The organism is Pseudomonas zeae (genome assembly GCF_014268485.2).
GTDB classification, from domain to species: Bacteria; Pseudomonadota; Gammaproteobacteria; order Pseudomonadales; family Pseudomonadaceae; genus Aquipseudomonas; species Aquipseudomonas neuropathica.
Map to the genome: position 1 here is coordinate 5386947 of NZ_CP077090.1, position 16391 is coordinate 5403337.

The window sequence follows — 16391 nt, forward strand, 5'->3', positions numbered from 1 at the left end:
AGCGGGGTTTTGCGTTACAGGGGTAAGGCTGGCTTACATCATGCCGCCCATGCCACCCATACCGCCCATGTCTGGCATGCCGCCGCCTGCAGCGCCGTCTTTCTTCGGCGCGTCAGCTACTGCTGCTTCGGTGGTCAGGATCAGACCGCCGATCGACGATGCCGCTTGCAGAGCGGAACGAGTCACCTTGGTTGGGTCCAGGATGCCCATTTCGATCATGTCGCCGTATTCGCCAGTCGCAGCGTTGTAACCGAAGTTACCTTTGCCGTTCTTGACTTCGTTGACGACAACGCTTGGCTCGTCGCCGCTATTGGCAGCGATCTGACGCAGCGGTGCTTCAACAGCGCGACGCAGCACAGCGATACCCACGTCCTGATCAGCGTTGTCGCCTTTCAGGTCAACCAGGGTTTGCAGAGCGCGGATCAGCGCAACGCCACCGCCAGGTACCACGCCTTCTTCAACGGCTGCACGGGTTGCGTGCAGGGCGTCTTCAACGCGGGCCTTCTTCTCTTTCATTTCAACTTCGGAACCAGCGCCAACCTTGATCACTGCAACGCCGCCGGACAGCTTGGCCAGACGCTCTTGCAGTTTTTCACGGTCGTAGTCCGAGGAAGTTTCAGCAACCTGAGCACGGATCTGAGCGATACGCGCCTGGATGTCGGAATCTGCACCGGCACCGTCAACGATGATGGTGTTTTCCTTGGAAATGGTCACACGCTTGGCGCTGCCCAGGTTTTCCAGGGTAGCGGCTTCCAGGCTCAGGCCGATCTCTTCGGAGATAACGGTACCGCCGGTCAGAACTGCGATGTCCTGCAGCATGGCTTTGCGACGGTCGCCGAAGCCTGGCGCCTTGACGGCTGCGACTTTGACGATGCCACGCATGTTGTTCACAACCAGAGTCGCCAGGGCTTCGCCTTCAACGTCTTCGGAAACGATCAGCAGTGGACGGCCGGCTTTGGCAACGGCTTCCAGCACTGGCAGCATTTCACGGATGTTCGAGATCTTTTTGTCGACCAGCAGGATCAGCGGGCTGTCCAGCTCGGCAACCATGGTCTCTGGCTTGTTGACGAAGTACGGGGACAGGTAGCCACGGTCGAACTGCATGCCTTCAACAACCGACAGTTCGTTTTCCAGGCCAGTGCCTTCTTCAACGGTGATCACGCCTTCTTTACCGACTTTTTCCATGGCTTCGGCAATGATGTCGCCGATGGAGTTGTCGGAGTTGGCGGAGATGGTGCCTACCTGAGCGATTGCCTTGGTGTCAGCGCATGGCTTGGACAGGTTCTTCAGCTCTTTGACGATAGCGATGGTCGCTTTGTCGATACCGCGCTTCAGGTCCATCGGGTTCATGCCGGCAGCGACGGCTTTCAGGCCTTCGTTGACGATCGACTGAGCCAGAACGGTAGCGGTGGTAGTACCGTCACCAGCGTCATCGTTGGCACGGGAGGCAACGTCTTTGACCAGCTGCGCGCCCATGTTTTCGAAGCGATCTTCGAGTTCGATTTCTTTGGCGACGGAAACGCCGTCCTTGGTGATGGTCGGAGCGCCGAAGCTCTTCTCGATGATCACGTTACGGCCTTTCGGGCCCAGGGTCGCTTTTACTGCGTCAGCCAGGACGTTGACGCCCTTGAGCATTTTTTTACGGGCGGAATCGCCAAACAGAACTTCTTTAGCAGCCATGATCGATATTCCTTAAATACTTTGTAGTAGCGGGAAAATGAACGGGGTTATCAGCCTTCGATAACAGCGAGGATTTCGTTCTCGCTCATTACCAGCAGGTCTTCGCCGTCGACTTTCACTGTGTTGCTGCCGGAGTAAGGACCGAACACAACCTTGTCGCCTTCTTTAACGGACAGTGCGCGCACTTCGCCGTTTTCCAGAGCTTTGCCCGGGCCTACAGCGAGAATCACACCGTGGTTGGCTTTTTCAGCAGCCGAACCTGGCAGGACGATACCGCCAGCGGTTTTCTTTTCTTCTTCGCTGCGACGGATTACGACGCGGTCATGCAGAGGACGAAGCTTCATTGTCGATCTCTCCTAATTGTGGTTTTCATCGGCCGGTGTAGTCCCGGCGGGTTTAACAAATCCGGCCTGCGCCGGTTGCGATTCGTCGAGCGAACCGCGGAAGTCTGTCCGGTTCAAATACCGGAAACCTTTCGGTGACCGATACATAAGGGCGCATAAGCTGATTACAAGGGCGAGGCGAAAAATTTTTCACCGATGTGTTGCACAAAAGCAGCCCATAAACGAACACGGCACCCGAAGGTGCCGTGTCGATGCAGATGTTACTTGGAGTCGCGATGTTCGAACTCGCCTTCGATCACATCACCCTCGCGGCCCAGAGGCTGGCGCGGTGCAGGACCGCCACGGGGTTGCAGGTCGTCGGCGAACGCACGCTGGCGCATGGCCTGTTCTTCGGCGCGCTGGCGCATTTTGTTCGCCAGCAATCGACGGCTGACTGGCAACAACATGACCAGACCGACCACGTCGCTGATGAAGCCCGGCAGGATCAACAGGCCACCGGCCAATGCCAGCATCAAACCTTCCAGCATGGTTTGTGCGGGCAATTCGCCGCGGTTCAGGCTTTCACGGGCACGCAATGCAGTGGCCAGACCGGCGACGCGCAGCACGAACACGCCGAACATCGAGCCGACAATGATCAGCAGCAGGGCCGGGAAAAACCCGATAGCCCCTGCCACTTTGACGAATACGAACAGCTCCAGCACCGGAAACAGCAGAAAGAGCAACAGAAAAGGGCGCATCAAAGTTTCCTCAACGCAAGAAATGCCTTGCAGTAAGCCTTAGATGACGTCGCCCTTTCGTGAATTCAAGCACCAGCCACCTCATTTTTTGGCCAGACCTCGGCGTGAGCCAGAGAAACCAAGGCTTCGCGCACTTGTGTCGGCGTATTACAAGGTGCCGGGAACGGCAGCCAGAACAACGCCTGACCGATGCGCAGGTGCATGCCCTCGGTGTCGATCCCGGCCAGTTGCGCCGGCACGGTTTTCGGCAGACCGGCCAGGTCGACGTAGTGCGCGATGGCTTTGGCGTGGTCGCTGTTCATGTGCTCGACCATGCTGATTTCAGCCTTGCCGGCGAACGGGTTGGCCAGCGTCAGTTGGTCGACCCAGTGAATCGCGCCGAAACCGCCGATATAGCGATGGCGCACCGGGGTCAGCACCCAGAAGTCAAAATCGTGGGCCTTGTGGTAATTCTGCGAATCCGGGAAATAACGGTAGTAACGCTCGGCGGCGGCTTCGATGGCAGCGGCGTCTTCGAGCTTTTGCGCTTCGGCCAGATAGGTCAGCCGCCCCACGGCTTGCACGTCGTCAGCCTCGCGCTCGCCGACGAGCATTGAGCACTTCGGGTCTTTTTGCAGGTTGTGGGTGTGCTGGGCGATGCGGCTGATCAGGATCAGCGGCCGGCCCTGCTCGTCCAGGCAGTACGGCACCACGGAGCCAAAAGGAAAACCGGGCATCGATTTGGAGTGGGTCGACAGCACTCCACGGTATTCCTTGAGAAGCAATTCTCGGGCATTCTTCGCCACTTCAACGCTCAATTTATGACTCCTTAAATAGAATCCGTCGAAAAAACGGACAGGTGCCCGGGATCAAGTCCCAGTCACGCCGGCGGGCAACTCTCATGTGCAACCCAGCCACGGCCGGTGCAGATCGGGAGTCGCTGAAAACAAAAACGACTCAGACTGCTATCGGGGCATGCGAATGCAACTCAACGACAAAGTAATCATTATCACCGGCGGTTGCCAGGGTTTGGGCCGTTCGATGGCCGAGTATTTCGCCGGCAAAGGCGCCAAGCTCGCGTTGGTCGACCTCAATCAGGAAAAACTCGACGACGCGGTCGCGGCCTGCAAAGCCAAGGGCGTCGAGGCGCGCAGCTATCTGTGCAACGTGGCCAATGAAGAGCAGGTCGAGCACATGGTCGCCCAGGTCGCCGCCGACTTCGGCGCGATCCACGGCCTGATCAACAACGCCGGGATCCTCCGTGATGGCCTGCTGCTCAAGGTCAAGGACGGCGAAATGACCAAGATGAGCCTGGCACAGTGGCAGGCCGTCATCGACGTCAACCTGACCGGCGTGTTCCTCTGCACCCGTGAAGTGGCGGCAAAAATGGTCGAGCTGAAGAACAGCGGCGCGATCATCAATATCTCGTCGATCTCGCGTGCAGGCAACGTTGGCCAGACCAACTATTCGGCGGCCAAGGCCGGTGTAGCGGCGGCGACGGTGACATGGGCGAAAGAACTGGCGCGATATGGCATTCGTGTGGCGGGGATTGCCCCGGGCTTCATTGAAACCGAGATGACCCTGGGCATGAAGCCGGAAGCGCTGGAGAAGATGACTTCGGGGATTCCGCTCAAGCGCATGGGCAAGCCGGAAGAGATCGCCCATTCGGCGGCGTATATTTTCGAAAACGACTACTACACCGGGCGGATTCTGGAGATGGATGGCGGGCTGCGCATCTAACCCACACTACAAAACCAAATGTGGGAGCGACGGTGCGACGATTCGACCTGCTCGCGAATGCGGTGGATCAGCCAACTAATGAGTTGAATGACACTCCGCTTTCGCGAGCAGGTCGAATCGTCGCACCGTCGCTCCCACAGTTTTGCCCGGCGTTTACAGATAGATTTAATCGTCGCTGATGGTGATGTTCGGCATCGCCGGCGTCGCCGCTTCCTGCAACACAATCCGCGCGCCGACATGGCGGGCCAGTTCCTGATAGACCATGGCAATCTGGCTGTCCGGCTCAGCAATCACCGTTGGCTTGCCGCCATCGGCCTGCTCGCGAATCAGCATCGACAGCGGCAGTGAAGCCAGCAGTTCGACGCAGTACTGGGTCGCCAGCTTCTCACCACCGCCCTCACCGAACAGATGCTCGGCATGCCCGCAGTTCGAGCAGATGTGCACGGCCATGTTTTCCACCACGCCCAGCACCGGAATGTTGACCTTGCGGAACATTTCCACGCCTTTGCGCGCGTCGAGCAAGGCCAGATCCTGTGGTGTGGTGACGATTACCGCGCCAGCCACCGGGACTTTCTGCGCCAGGGTCAGCTGGATATCGCCAGTGCCGGGCGGCATGTCGATGACCAGATAATCCAGATCGCCCCACGCGGTTTGCGTGACCAGTTGCAGCAACGCCCCGGAAACCATCGGCCCACGCCAGACCATCGGCGTGTTGTCGTCGGTCAGGAACGCCATCGACATGACTTCCACGCCGTGCGCCTTGAGCGGCACAAACCACTTCTGGTCCTTGACCTCCGGACGGGTGCGCTCGGGAATGCCGAACATGATGCCTTGGCTCGGGCCGTAGATATCGGCGTCGAGAATGCCGACCTTGGCGCCTTCACGGGCCAGGGCCAGGGCGAGGTTGGCGGCGGTGGTCGATTTGCCCACGCCGCCCTTGCCGGACGCTACGGCGACCACGTTCTTGACGTTGGCCAGCCCGGGAATCTGCGCCTGCGCCTTGTGCGCGGCGATCACGCTGTTCACTTCAACCTTGGCGATCACCACGCCGTCGAGGTTTTCAATGGCCAGTTGCAGCAGTTGCGCCCAGCCGCTCTTGAACAGGCCGGCGGCGTAACCGATTTCCAGCTGCACGTTGACGCGATCACCGACGATCTCGATGTGCTTCACGCAACCGGCGCTGACCGGATCCTGGTTAAGGTAGGGGTCGGTGTATTGGCTGAGGACGGCTTCCACCGCTGCGCGAGTGACGGCGCTCATGGGCAACTCCGATAACAAGACTGGGAATAGATGGCGGGTATCGTACCTGAAAAAGATCGCAGCCTTCGGCAGCTCCTGCAGGAGATCGACGTACATCTGCAGGAGCTGCCGCAGGCTGGGATTTTTTCCGTCTGCTCATCCAATGAAACAGGCGCACAGGGTGAAAAATATGCGCCAGCGCTTTATAGTGGCCGACCTCCGTTTCATCAAGTAGCGAAGCCCCACATGTCCGAACCACGCAAGATCCTCGTCACCAGCGCCCTGCCCTACGCCAACGGTTCGATTCACCTTGGCCATATGCTGGAATATATCCAGACCGATATGTGGGTGCGCTTCCAGAAGCATCGCGGCAACCAGTGCATTTATGTCTGCGCCGACGACGCCCACGGTTCGGCGATCATGCTGCGCGCGGAAAAGGAAGGCATCACCCCGGAACAACTGATCGCCAATGTACAGGCTGAACACAGCGCCGACTTTGCCGAGTTCCTGGTCGATTTCGACAACTTCCACTCCACTCACGCCGAAGAAAACCGTGAGCTGTCGAGCCAGATCTACATCAAGCTGCGTGACGCCGGGCACATTGCCCAACGCTCGATCACCCAGTATTTCGACCCGGAAAAGAAAATGTTCCTGGCCGACCGCTTCATCAAGGGCACCTGCCCGAAATGCGGCACTGAAGACCAGTACGGCGACAACTGCGAGAAATGCGGTGCAACCTACGCTCCAACCGATCTGAAGGATCCGAAGTCGGCGATCTCCGGCGCCACGCCGGTGCTCAAGGATTCCCAGCATTTCTTCTTCAAACTGCCAGACTTTCAGCAAATGCTGCAGACCTGGACCCGCAGCGGCACACTGCAAGACGCCGTGGCCAACAAGATCGCCGAATGGCTGGACGCCGGCCTGCAGCAGTGGGACATCTCCCGCGATGCGCCGTACTTCGGTTTCGAGATTCCGGGCGAGCCGGGCAAGTATTTCTACGTGTGGCTGGACGCGCCGATCGGTTACATGGCCAGCTTCAAGAACCTTTGCGACCGCACGCCGGAGCTGGATTTCGACGCGTTCTGGGCCAAGGATTCCACCGCCGAGCTGTACCACTTCATCGGCAAGGACATCGTCAACTTCCACGCGCTGTTCTGGCCAGCGATGCTTGAAGGCGCCGGCTACCGCAAGCCGACCGGCATCAACGTGCACGGCTACCTGACCGTCAACGGCCAGAAAATGTCCAAGTCGCGCGGCACCTTCATCAAGGCCCGTACGTATCTGGATCACCTGTCGCCGGAATACCTGCGCTACTACTACGCGGCCAAGCTGGGCCGTGGCGTCGATGACCTCGACCTGAACCTCGAAGACTTCGTGCAGAAGGTCAACTCCGACCTGGTCGGCAAAGTGGTCAACATTGCCAGCCGTTGCGCCGGTTTCATTCAAAAAGGCAACGCTGGCCTGCTGGTTGACCAAAACGCTGCGCCAGAGCTGACCGAGGCTTTCCTCGCCGCTGCGCCAAGCATTGCCGACGCCTATGAAGCCCGCGACTTCGCCCGCGCCATGCGTGAAACCATGGCCTTGGCCGACCGCGCCAACGCGTGGATCGCCGACAAGGCACCGTGGTCGCTGAACAAGCAGGAAGGCAAACAGGATGAAGTCCAGGCGATCTGCGCCACCGGCATCAACCTGTTCCGCCAACTGGTGATCTTCCTCAAACCGGTGTTGCCGTTGCTGGCCGCCGATGCCGAGGCGTTCCTCAACGTCGCCCCGCTGACCTGGAACGACCACACCACCCTGCTGGCCAACCACCAGTTGAACGAATTCAAACCGTTGATGACCCGCATCGACCCGGTAAAAGTGCAAGCCATGAGCGACGCCTCGAAAGAAGACCTGACCGCCAGCCAGACCGACACCGGCGCCGCCGCTCCGGCCGGCAACGGCGAACTGGCCAAGGATCCGCTGTCGCCGGAAATCGACTTCGACGCCTTTGCCGCGATCGACCTGCGCGTCGCACTGATCGTCAAGGCCGAACACGTCGAAGGTGCTGACAAGCTGCTGCGCCTGACCCTGGACATCGGTGACGAGCAACGCAACGTGTTCTCCGGGATCAAGAGCGCGTACCCGGATCCGTCGAAACTCGACGGGCGCCTGACCATGATGATCGCCAACCTCAAGCCACGGAAAATGAAGTTCGGCATCTCCGAAGGCATGGTGATGGCCGCCGGCCCTGGCGGTGAAGAAATCTACCTGCTGAGCCCGGACAGCGGCGCCAAGCCGGGTCAACGCATCAAGTAAGGCCCGGCAACAAATCGATCCCACCGGCGTGCCCCGCATGCCGGTGGGATTTTTCATATCTGGCCCACCCTGCGTAGCTGCCGGATAATGCCTAACCTTATGAGATAGCCGACCGTTTCTCTGGCAGAACCATGACCGAACTCGTGCTTACGCTTATCAGTGCTGCGCTGCTTAACAACTTCGTGTTGCACTGGCCCCTGGGCGTCGATCCGCTGCTGGCGGGCAGTCGTCGCCAGGTGCATGCGCTGGGACTGGCGACGTTGTGGCTGATGCTGGTTGTGGGCGTAACCGCTTACGGGATCTGGCATTGGCTACTGGTGCCGCTTCATCTTGAAGCCCTGCGGCTGTTCGTGTTTCTGCCCTTGAGTGTGTTGCTGATCGCACCGCTGCTGAAACTGTTGTCCGGCGGCTTTCCCGGTCTGCCTTTCGACGGGCTATGGCCATTGTTGCTGGGCAATGCCGGAGTGCTCGGGCTGGCACTGATCAACGCGCAAAACGATCAAGGCCTGCCGCAGGCAATAGCGCTAAGTCTTGGCGCCGGGCTGGGTTTCTGGCTGGTGCTGAGCCTCTTCAGCGATTTACGCGAGCGCACGGTCGACAACGATATTCCCCTGCCCTTTCGTGGCCTGCCGATTGATCTGATCGGCGCCGGACTGATCGCAGTGATTTTTCTCGGATTCAGTGGACTGATCAAAACATGAGTCTGATTCAACGCATCGATGCTCTCCTGCCGCAGACCCAATGCGGCAAGTGCGGCCATCCCGGATGCAAACCGTACGCACAAGGCATCGCCGAGGGCGAGCCGATCAACAAGTGCCCGCCGGGCGGTGACGAAACCATCGCGGCGCTGGCTGAACTGTTGAAAGTGCCGGTGCTGGAACTGGACATCAGTCGCGGCTCGGCACCGCCGCAAGTGGCGTTTATCCGTGAAGCCGAATGCATTGGCTGCACCAAGTGCATTCAGGCCTGCCCGATCGACGCGATCGTCGGCGCGGCGAAACTGATGCACACGGTCATCGTCGACGAGTGCACCGGTTGCGATCTGTGTGTCGCACCGTGCCCGGTGGATTGCATCGAAATGCATCCATTGTCGCCGGGCACGTTGCCGGTGGTGGGCGGCCTCGCCGTCAGTCTCGACGAGCAGCGCGCGCGCGCGGCCAAACGCGATCACGCGCGTCAACGCTTCGAGCGCCGAAACGAGCGCTTGCACCGCGAAGAACAACAGAAACAGGCTGAGCGTGAAGCGCGAGCGAAACGGGCGGCGCAGCCTCAAGTGACCGCGACCGATCCGGTGCAGGCGGCACTGGAACGCGTGCGTGCGCAGAAAGCCGCCACCGTAGACGCGGCGCTGAAGAAAGCCAAAATCGATGTAGCGATGAGCCGCGCGCAACTGCACAAAACGCTGAAAGCCTTCGGTCATCCACCGACGTTCGAGCAGCAGGCACAATTGATCGTGTTGCAGCAGCAGTTCGAAGCGGCCGGGCAGGCCTTGGCGAAACTTGAAAGCAGCGCACCGCCTGCCCCGGCAGTCACGGCTCCGGCGAAAGATGCCGACTTGAAACGGGCAAAAATCCAGTTGGCAATGCGTCGTGCCGAACTGAAAAAAGCCCAAACCGCCGAAGTGGCGCCCGAACAGATCGCCGCGCTGGAACAAGCACTGCGCGATGCCGAACAGGCCCTGCACGCCGCCGAAGCTACAAGCGATCAGCCGTTGCCTGACCTGGTGCGCGTCGAAAAACGCCCGGTCGACAGCCAGCTTCGCCAGTTGAAAACCGAATTGGCCTACGCCCGCGCCGACCTCAACAAACTCGAACGGCGCGCCGACACGCCCACCGAAACCCTCGCCAAGGCCCGCGCCCGCCTGCAAGACGCCGAGCGCCAGGTGCAAGATCATGTTGCCCCTTGAGGCACCGGACAATCGCCTGCAACAGGCAATGAAGCTGGTGCTGCTGGCCGCTTTGCCGGGGCTGCTCGCACTGTTCTGGCTGTACGGTTGGGGGATGTTGATCAATCTGATTCTGGCGGCCACCACAGCATTGATTGTCGAAGCAGCGGTCCTACACCTGCGTCGACAGCCCCTGCAGCCAGCGCTGAGCGACGGCAGCGCGCTGGTCAGCGCGACATTGCTGGCTGCTGCCCTGCCACCTTATTGCCCCTGGTGGCTGACGGTAACGGCCATGGCTGCGGGTCTGCTGTTCGGCAAGCACGTGTACGGCGGCGTCGGCAAAAACCCGTTCAATCCGGCAATGCTCGGGTTTGCCCTGGCCATGGTGATGTTCCCGCAACCGATGACCCATTGGCCGGCTCATGGCCTGGATCTGACGGCAACGTTTCAACAAGTGTTCGGCGCAGGTCAGGCGCCGGATGCCTGGGTCCAGGCCACCGTACTGGACAGTCTGCGCATCAATAAAAGCCTGACCATGGACGAGCTGTTCACCAGCAATCCAGGCTTCGGTCGATGGGGCGGACACGGAGTGGAATGGGTGAATCTGGCGTTCCTCGCCGGTGGGGTGTTTCTGCTGCAGCGCCGCGTTTTCAGTTGGCATGCGCCAGTGGGCATGCTCGTCAGCCTGTTTGTCATCAGTCTGCTGTGCTGGAACGGTTCCGGGTCGGACTCGCATGGGTCACCGCTGTTTCACCTGCTCAGTGGCGCGACCATGCTGGGGGCGTTCTTTATCATCACTGAACCGGTCTCTGGCGCTAAGAGCGCGCTTGCCCGTCTGCTGTTCGGAGGCAGTGTCGGGCTGCTGACTTACGTGATTCGAACCTGGGGTGGATACCCGGATGGCGTGGCGTTCGCAGTGCTGCTGATGAATCTTTGCGTGCCTGCGCTGGAGCGATTTGCCGCGAGCCGCCAGTCAGAGGTGCGCCCATGAATCGCACGGCCAGCGCGTCTATTGTGCTGCTGTTGGCGGTCATCGGCGTCGCTGCGACTTATGTTTTATACCGTAGTTCTGCAGCGCAAATTGCCAGCGAGCAGCGCTTGATCGAAAGCCGCAAACTGCTGGATCTGCTTCCACTCGATGCCTACGACAATCAACCGCTCGAGCAGCCTTTGGCCTTGGCAGACTTGAACTTGAGCCATAGCACCTTGACGGGTGGTTATCGCGCGACCGAACACGGCCAGACCGTCGCAATCTTGCTGCACAGTCAGACCCAGGGTTATGCGGGCGCCATCGAACTGTTGATCGCCATCGATGCCAACGGCAAATTGCTCGGTGTAAAAACCCTTAAACAAAGCGAAACGCCAGGACTCGGCGGGCACCTGGGGGACTGGCCGAATACCTGGCTACAGTCGTTTATCGGCACATCGAGCAAGGAGCCGACAGATGCGGGATGGGCGCTGAAAAAGGATCAGGGACAATTTGATCAAATAGCTGGCGCGACCATCACCTCGCGCGCAGCCATCAGCGCGATCCATGATGCCCTGCGCTACTTCGATGAACATCGGGCCGCGCTGCTGGGGAGCGGAACATGAACCGATCAGCAGTCCTCTCGAACACTTTGATGCTGACATTGCTGCTTGGCACCAGTGACTCACTGGCAGGTGGTGTGGGGACATTATTGATGTTCGCTACTGTCGCAGGCATGTATGGCCTGTGCATGACTGCTTTGCGACCACGGCTCACAGAAAAAAGCGTGTTGCTCGCCAGCGTGTTGCTCGCCGCGACCCTCACCAGTTGCGCAGATCTTTTGGCGCAACGCTGGTTTCTGCCCTGGCAGCAAACCTTCGGCCTCTATGTCGGCCTGATCGCCTTGCAATGCGTGGTGCTGGAGCACAACGGTTTCTGGCGGCAGTCGTGGATCGAGCGGCTCAAACTCTGCGGCATGTTCGGCGGATTGCTGCTCGGGCTCGCCGGGCTGCGTGAACTCGTCGGTCACGGCAGTCTCGGCCGGGGACTGTTCGAACACTGGCCAGGTCTTGTTGTATTTGGCGAAGGGCTGCACCTGATCACGTTGATCCCCGGTGCTTTTATTTTGTTGGCGCTGCTGCTGGCGGCGCGTCAGGCGATAGTTCGCCCGAACTCGATATCCAAGGAAACACATCGCTCATGAATGCAGCAAAACGCCTGGAGATTTTCCGCCGCCTGCACGAAGACAACCCGGAACCGAAGACCGAACTGGCCTACTCCTCGCCGTTCGAGTTGTTGATCGCGGTGATTCTTTCTGCGCAATCGACAGACGTCGGCGTCAACAAGGCCACGGCAAAGCTGTTCCCGGTTGCCAACACGCCAGCGGCGATCCACGCTTTGGGCGTCGAGGGGCTATCCGAATACATCAAGACGATCGGCCTCTACAACAGCAAGGCCAAGAACGTCATCGAGACCTGCCGCTTGCTGGTCGAACGCCATGGCAGCGAAGTCCCGCAAACCCGTGAAGAGCTCGAAGCCCTGCCAGGAGTGGGTCGCAAGACCGCCAACGTCGTACTCAACACGGCTTTCCGCCAACTGACCATGGCCGTCGACACTCATATCTTTCGGGTCAGCAACCGCACCGGCATTGCGCCGGGTAAAAATGTGGTCGAAGTGGAAAAGAAGCTGATGAAGTTTGTACCTAAAGAATTCCTTCTCGACTCTCATCACTGGCTGATACTTCATGGCCGTTATGTGTGTCTGGCCCGCAAGCCACGCTGCGGCAGTTGCCGGATCGAAGACCTGTGCGAGTACAAGGACAAAACTTCGGACGATTGACCCGCTATTGGAATAATTGATAAGTCGATTGAAAAAATCTTTTTTACCCGCCGCAGGAATATCGATATAAGGAGCGCCAAAGGCATTCTTAGCCGGGAGTTAGCTGATGAGTAGCGACAAAGAGCCACTTGATGTAGATGATGATATCGCTGCGGAAACTGAGGACACCGAACCTGTGGTCGAAGTCGCCAAGACCAATCTCAGCAAGCGCCGTACGATCGATAACCTGCTTGAGGAGCGCCGACTGCAAAAGCAATTGGCCGATTACGATTTTGATGACTGATATTTGAAAGCCTCCCGAAATGGAGGCTTTTCACTTTCTGCGGCTAGCTGAGTTCGACCGGCCCATCACCCTGTCAGCCATCGATACATTCAGACCAGACCATTACGCTGCGCCAACTCGATCAGATCAACCAGGGATCGCGCATTGAGCTTCAACAACAGGCGCGTCTTGTAGGTGCTTACGGTTTTGTTGCTCAAAAACATGCCATCGGCGATTTCCTTGTTTGTCTTGCCTCGCGCCAACTGCTGCAACACCATCATTTCCCGACCGGACAGACGATCCACCATGTCGGCTTCACTGGCATTGCCCAGACTGGTGCGGACTGTATGCAAAGCCTGATTGGGAAAATAACTATAGCCCGACAATACCGCCTTGATCGCACTGAGCAACTCGGTCAGGTCCTGTTGTTTACAGACATAGCCGGCCGCTCCCGACTGCATGCAGCGCATTGAAAAGTGCCCGGGAGCCTGGGAGGTCAACACCAGAACTTTAATAGGCATGGCCGTCGTAGTCAGGCGCGCGATAACTTCCAGACCATCAAGCTTGGGTATTCCAATATCCAGAATGACAATATCCGGCATTTGTTCTCGAGCAAGTTGTAACGCATCCACACCGTTATCAGTTTCTGCGATGACTTCGTAGCCATGACGTTCCATCAGCATACGTACCGCAAGACGAATGACAGGGTGATCATCCACGATCAGCACTTTATTCATGGGCAAGTCCAGTTTCGCTGTTCGAATTTTTAGAACACGCACAATAGCCCAGTCACTTGCTCTATGGCATGCCAGGGTTAACACGCACCTGCATCGAGAGACATACCCTACAGTCATTGCGGACTATTCCTACAAAAAGCCGCTACCCCCAGTAAACATCCGACGTTATTTCCTCCTCCGCTCACGAAAATAGTTCGCTTTTAACTTGTTACAGACTAAGTCTAACGACACAGAAATCATGCCTTGTCGTTGAGTTTCACGATGCCCGAAAGGCCATGACACCTGCGAATCTGCGCTCGGCCGAGAACTTTTATTATCAACCCGAAACACCATGCAACAGCCGACACACCCACCTCACAACTTCAAACCCGATATAAACACTTGAAACAAGATATTTATACCCAACACAATACTTTTGCTATAAATACAAGTATTTGAAACCCGATTACCAAGCTACTCAACTCATACCAACTTATCACCAACGAGACAGATCAAACACAAGAGCACAAGCATGCTGAAAATAAAAAACAAAATCACTAATCCAATGACGGTAATTGCCATATTTGCAGCCATTTCGGAAACATCAGCCGCCATTTCGCTGCCTTTCCTGGACAATAAGGACAGAGAGATCTACGTGTGGTTTCTGATCAGTTTTCCGTTCTACTTGCTGTTTCTATTCTTTATAACTTTAAACTTTAACTACCGTTCCCTTTACTCACCTTCGGACTTCGGCAAGGACAAAAACTTCCTTAAGGTAATCGATAACAACGACCGCGAGAACAAACGAAACACACCACCCCTGGAGCCAGCCACACAAGGGACATTTGGACTATCAAGTTGTATCGTGCCCAGCGAGTCAGGCCCAACCGAATGCAAGGACGCGTGCAAAGTCCACAACGCGCCTGACCCGCCCTCGGCCATCAACTCAAAATCGAACCTGATTGTTCAGCACAACATTCAGTTGCCCGCGTGGGTCAGTGACCTGCACCTCATCGACGTTCGGGGTGTCGATGCATCGAGAGAGTTAGCCACGATTCTGGAAAACATCCGGAACCTGGACCGGAAAACTCCCCGGGTGGTGGTGTTTCTTTCCAATCATGTATCGGATGTTTTACTGACGCAGCATTCATTGCTGAAGATCAGGCACGTCAGGAAAGGCTCAGGCAAAACGATTTGTATTGTTTATAACCTTTGCGCACAGGCGGTAACGCTGCTGGGACGGGCATGAAAGATGAGTCGTAGCCACAGATGCCAAGACCAGGAACAGGCTTCAATCAGACGCAAACAAAGAATCATGCAAAAGGGCGGCCTTGTCTCGATGACAAGGCCGCCCTTTTCATTACGCTTCAGACCAGAACGCTTAGAACAGCTTGCGGCCCTTGTTGGCAGCAATGCGCATGCGCAGCGCGTTGAGCTTGATGAAGCCAGCGGCATCAGCCTGGTTGTAAGCACCGCCGTCTTCTTCGAAGGTCGCGATGTTGGAATCGAACAGCGAATCGTCGGACTTGCGGCCGGTAACGATCACGTTGCCTTTGTACAACTTCAGGCGCACAACGCCGTTCACGTTGACCTGCGAAGCGTCGATCATCTGCTGCAGCATCAGACGCTCTGGGCTCCACCAGTAACCGGTGTAGATCAGGCTGGCGTATTTCGGCATCAGCTCGTCTTTGAGGTGAGCGACTTCGCGGTCCAGGGTGATCGATTCGATAGCGCGGTGAGCGCGCAGCATGATGGTGCCGCCCGGGGTTTCGTAGCAGCCACGGGACTTCATGCCGACGTAACGGTTTTCGACAATGTCGAGACGGCCGATACCGTGAGCGCCACCGATCTTGTTCAGCGTCGCCAGCACGGTGGCCGGAGTCATTTCGACGCCGTCCAGTGCAACGATGTCGCCGTTGCGGTAGGTCAGTTCCAGGTATTGCGCTTTGTCAGGAGCGTTCTCCGGGGAGACGGTCCATTTCCACATGTCTTCTTCGTGCTCGGTCCAGGTGTCTTCCAGCACGCCGCCTTCATAGGAGATGTGCAGCAGGTTGGCGTCCATCGAGTACGGGGACTTCTTCTTGCCGTGACGCTCGATCGGGATCGCGTGCTTCTCGGCGTAGTCCATCAGCTTCTCGCGGGACAGCAGGTCCCACTCGCGCCAAGGCGCGATCACTTTCACGCCTGGCTTGAGCGCGTAGGCACCCAGTTCGAAACGCACCTGGTCGTTACCCTTGCCGGTGGCGCCATGGGAAATGGCGTCAGCGCCGGTTTCGTTGGCGATTTCGATCAGACGTTTGGCGATCAGCGGACGTGCGATGGAAGTACCCAGCAGGTACTCGCCTTCGTAAACGGTGTTGGCGCGGAACATCGGGAACACGAAATCACGCACGAACTCTTCGCGCAGGTCGTCGATGTAGATTTCTTTGACGCCCATGGCCTGAGCCTTGGCGCGGGCCGGCTCGACCTCTTCGCCTTGACCGAGATCAGCGGTGAAGGTCACCACTTCACAGTTATAAGTATCCTGCAGCCACTTGAGGATCACCGAAGTGTCCAGGCCGCCGGAATACGCCAGAACGACCTTGTTTACGTCCGCCATGCCATCACTCCACGGGGTTCTACGGAAAGCCGAGGAGTCTACCGCCCAAACGCGATAATTTACAGAGGCGCGACAGCTTAAGACGACAAAGCGACAGAATCTGTCG

General features: G+C 57.9%; 17 protein-coding genes. 10 read left to right on the plus strand and 7 right to left on the minus strand.

The genetic code is table 11. The annotated features are described in order from the left end of the window. Window positions 1–33 precede the first annotated feature (33 nt). The 4 genes from groL to HU754_RS23760 form a co-directional block, all read right to left on the minus strand. Complete coding sequence (groL, locus tag HU754_RS23745; protein ID WP_093430563.1) at window positions 34–1680, minus strand: chaperonin GroEL; 1647 nt, start codon at window positions 1678–1680, stop codon at window positions 34–36. A 50-nt stretch (window positions 1681–1730) separates the two neighbouring features. Further along, window positions 1731–2024: a co-chaperone GroES gene (locus HU754_RS23750; protein ID WP_007916610.1), complete on the minus strand. Its 294-nt coding sequence runs from the start codon at window positions 2022–2024 to the stop codon at window positions 1731–1733. 260 nt (window positions 2025–2284) lie between these two features. Further along, entirely contained in the window at window positions 2285–2761 is a 477-nt protein-coding gene (locus HU754_RS23755; protein ID WP_186622853.1) for an FxsA family protein, read from the minus strand. A 65-nt stretch (window positions 2762–2826) separates the two neighbouring features. After that, complete coding sequence (locus HU754_RS23760; RefSeq protein ID WP_186622855.1) at window positions 2827–3558, minus strand: HugZ family pyridoxamine 5'-phosphate oxidase; 732 nt, start codon at window positions 3556–3558, stop codon at window positions 2827–2829. A 163-nt stretch (window positions 3559–3721) separates the two neighbouring features. On the opposite strand from HU754_RS23760, the gene HU754_RS23765 reads away from it, so the two are divergent. Beyond that, the gene (locus HU754_RS23765; RefSeq protein ID WP_053123391.1) at window positions 3722–4480 is read left to right on the plus strand and encodes an SDR family oxidoreductase; all 759 of its coding nucleotides are present in this window, start codon (window positions 3722–3724) and stop codon (window positions 4478–4480) included. A 165-nt stretch (window positions 4481–4645) separates the two neighbouring features. On the opposite strand, the gene apbC is transcribed toward HU754_RS23765, so the two are convergent. Next, on the minus strand, window positions 4646–5740 hold the full coding sequence (gene apbC, locus HU754_RS23770) for an iron-sulfur cluster carrier protein ApbC (RefSeq protein ID WP_186622857.1): 1095 nt from the start codon (window positions 5738–5740) through the stop codon (window positions 4646–4648). Window positions 5741–5965: 225 nt separating this feature from the next. Between apbC and metG the strand changes: the two genes are divergently transcribed. From metG to HU754_RS23810, 8 genes are all read left to right on the plus strand, one after another. Continuing rightward, the gene (gene metG / locus HU754_RS23775) at window positions 5966–8017 is read left to right on the plus strand and encodes a methionine--tRNA ligase (protein WP_186622865.1); all 2052 of its coding nucleotides are present in this window, start codon (window positions 5966–5968) and stop codon (window positions 8015–8017) included. 131 nt (window positions 8018–8148) lie between these two features. After that, on the plus strand, window positions 8149–8718 hold the full coding sequence (locus tag HU754_RS23780) for an electron transport complex protein RnfA (protein WP_186622867.1): 570 nt from the start codon (window positions 8149–8151) through the stop codon (window positions 8716–8718). Then, window positions 8715–9923 (plus strand): electron transport complex subunit RsxB, encoded by a 1209-nt coding sequence (rsxB, locus tag HU754_RS23785; RefSeq protein WP_186622869.1) that lies wholly within the window; start codon window positions 8715–8717, stop codon window positions 9921–9923. The genes HU754_RS23780 and rsxB overlap by 4 nt, the downstream gene beginning before the upstream one ends. Continuing rightward, window positions 9910–10893 (plus strand): RnfABCDGE type electron transport complex subunit D, encoded by a 984-nt coding sequence (locus HU754_RS23790; RefSeq protein WP_186622878.1) that lies wholly within the window; start codon window positions 9910–9912, stop codon window positions 10891–10893. The genes rsxB and HU754_RS23790 overlap by 14 nt, the downstream gene beginning before the upstream one ends. Next, the gene (locus HU754_RS23795) at window positions 10890–11495 is read left to right on the plus strand and encodes an RnfABCDGE type electron transport complex subunit G (protein ID WP_186622880.1); all 606 of its coding nucleotides are present in this window, start codon (window positions 10890–10892) and stop codon (window positions 11493–11495) included. The genes HU754_RS23790 and HU754_RS23795 overlap by 4 nt, the downstream gene beginning before the upstream one ends. After that, window positions 11492–12073 (plus strand): Rnf-Nqr domain containing protein, encoded by a 582-nt coding sequence (locus tag HU754_RS23800; protein WP_186622882.1) that lies wholly within the window; start codon window positions 11492–11494, stop codon window positions 12071–12073. The genes HU754_RS23795 and HU754_RS23800 overlap by 4 nt, the downstream gene beginning before the upstream one ends. Beyond that, entirely contained in the window at window positions 12070–12708 is a 639-nt protein-coding gene (gene nth / locus HU754_RS23805) for an endonuclease III (RefSeq protein WP_008079405.1), read from the plus strand. Before HU754_RS23800 ends, nth begins: the two co-directional genes overlap by 4 nt. A gap of 106 nt (window positions 12709–12814) precedes the next feature. Continuing rightward, entirely contained in the window at window positions 12815–12991 is a 177-nt protein-coding gene (locus HU754_RS23810; protein ID WP_093430574.1) for a PA3496 family putative envelope integrity protein, read from the plus strand. A gap of 89 nt (window positions 12992–13080) precedes the next feature. On the opposite strand, the gene HU754_RS23815 is transcribed toward HU754_RS23810, so the two are convergent. Further along, on the minus strand, window positions 13081–13707 hold the full coding sequence (locus tag HU754_RS23815) for a response regulator transcription factor (protein ID WP_064119001.1): 627 nt from the start codon (window positions 13705–13707) through the stop codon (window positions 13081–13083). A gap of 511 nt (window positions 13708–14218) precedes the next feature. Here HU754_RS23815 and HU754_RS23820 point away from each other — a divergent pair. Further along, a complete protein-coding gene (locus tag HU754_RS23820; RefSeq protein WP_095048288.1) occupies window positions 14219–14935 on the plus strand; it encodes a hypothetical protein in 717 nt (238 codons plus the stop codon). Between the two features lie 132 nt (window positions 14936–15067). On the opposite strand, the gene HU754_RS23825 is transcribed toward HU754_RS23820, so the two are convergent. Then, window positions 15068–16285, minus strand: coding sequence for an argininosuccinate synthase (locus HU754_RS23825; RefSeq protein WP_007916658.1), 1218 nt, complete (start codon window positions 16283–16285; stop codon window positions 15068–15070). Window positions 16286–16391 lie beyond the last annotated feature (106 nt).

Excerpts from the sequence above, each read along its gene's own strand:
- groL (WP_093430563.1), bottom strand. The coding sequence starts at position 1,680 with ATGGCTGCTAAAGAAGTTCTGTTTGGCGATTCCGCCCGTAAAAAAATG.
- HU754_RS23750 (WP_007916610.1), bottom strand. The coding sequence starts at position 2,024 with ATGAAGCTTCGTCCTCTGCATGACCGCGTCGTAATCCGTCGCAGCGAA.
- HU754_RS23755 (WP_186622853.1), bottom strand. The coding sequence starts at position 2,761 with ATGCGCCCTTTTCTGTTGCTCTTTCTGCTGTTTCCGGTGCTGGAGCTG.
- HU754_RS23765 (WP_053123391.1), top strand. The coding sequence starts at position 3,722 with ATGCAACTCAACGACAAAGTAATCATTATCACCGGCGGTTGCCAGGGT.
- apbC (WP_186622857.1), bottom strand. The coding sequence starts at position 5,740 with ATGAGCGCCGTCACTCGCGCAGCGGTGGAAGCCGTCCTCAGCCAATAC.
- metG (WP_186622865.1), top strand. The coding sequence starts at position 5,966 with ATGTCCGAACCACGCAAGATCCTCGTCACCAGCGCCCTGCCCTACGCC.
- HU754_RS23780 (WP_186622867.1), top strand. The coding sequence starts at position 8,149 with ATGACCGAACTCGTGCTTACGCTTATCAGTGCTGCGCTGCTTAACAAC.
- rsxB (WP_186622869.1), top strand. The coding sequence starts at position 8,715 with ATGAGTCTGATTCAACGCATCGATGCTCTCCTGCCGCAGACCCAATGC.
- HU754_RS23790 (WP_186622878.1), top strand. The coding sequence starts at position 9,910 with ATGTTGCCCCTTGAGGCACCGGACAATCGCCTGCAACAGGCAATGAAG.
- HU754_RS23795 (WP_186622880.1), top strand. The coding sequence starts at position 10,890 with ATGAATCGCACGGCCAGCGCGTCTATTGTGCTGCTGTTGGCGGTCATC.
- HU754_RS23800 (WP_186622882.1), top strand. The coding sequence starts at position 11,492 with ATGAACCGATCAGCAGTCCTCTCGAACACTTTGATGCTGACATTGCTG.
- nth (WP_008079405.1), top strand. The coding sequence starts at position 12,070 with ATGAATGCAGCAAAACGCCTGGAGATTTTCCGCCGCCTGCACGAAGAC.
- HU754_RS23810 (WP_093430574.1), top strand. The coding sequence starts at position 12,815 with ATGAGTAGCGACAAAGAGCCACTTGATGTAGATGATGATATCGCTGCG.
- HU754_RS23815 (WP_064119001.1), bottom strand. The coding sequence starts at position 13,707 with ATGAATAAAGTGCTGATCGTGGATGATCACCCTGTCATTCGTCTTGCG.
- HU754_RS23820 (WP_095048288.1), top strand. The coding sequence starts at position 14,219 with ATGCTGAAAATAAAAAACAAAATCACTAATCCAATGACGGTAATTGCC.
- HU754_RS23825 (WP_007916658.1), bottom strand. The coding sequence starts at position 16,285 with ATGGCGGACGTAAACAAGGTCGTTCTGGCGTATTCCGGCGGCCTGGAC.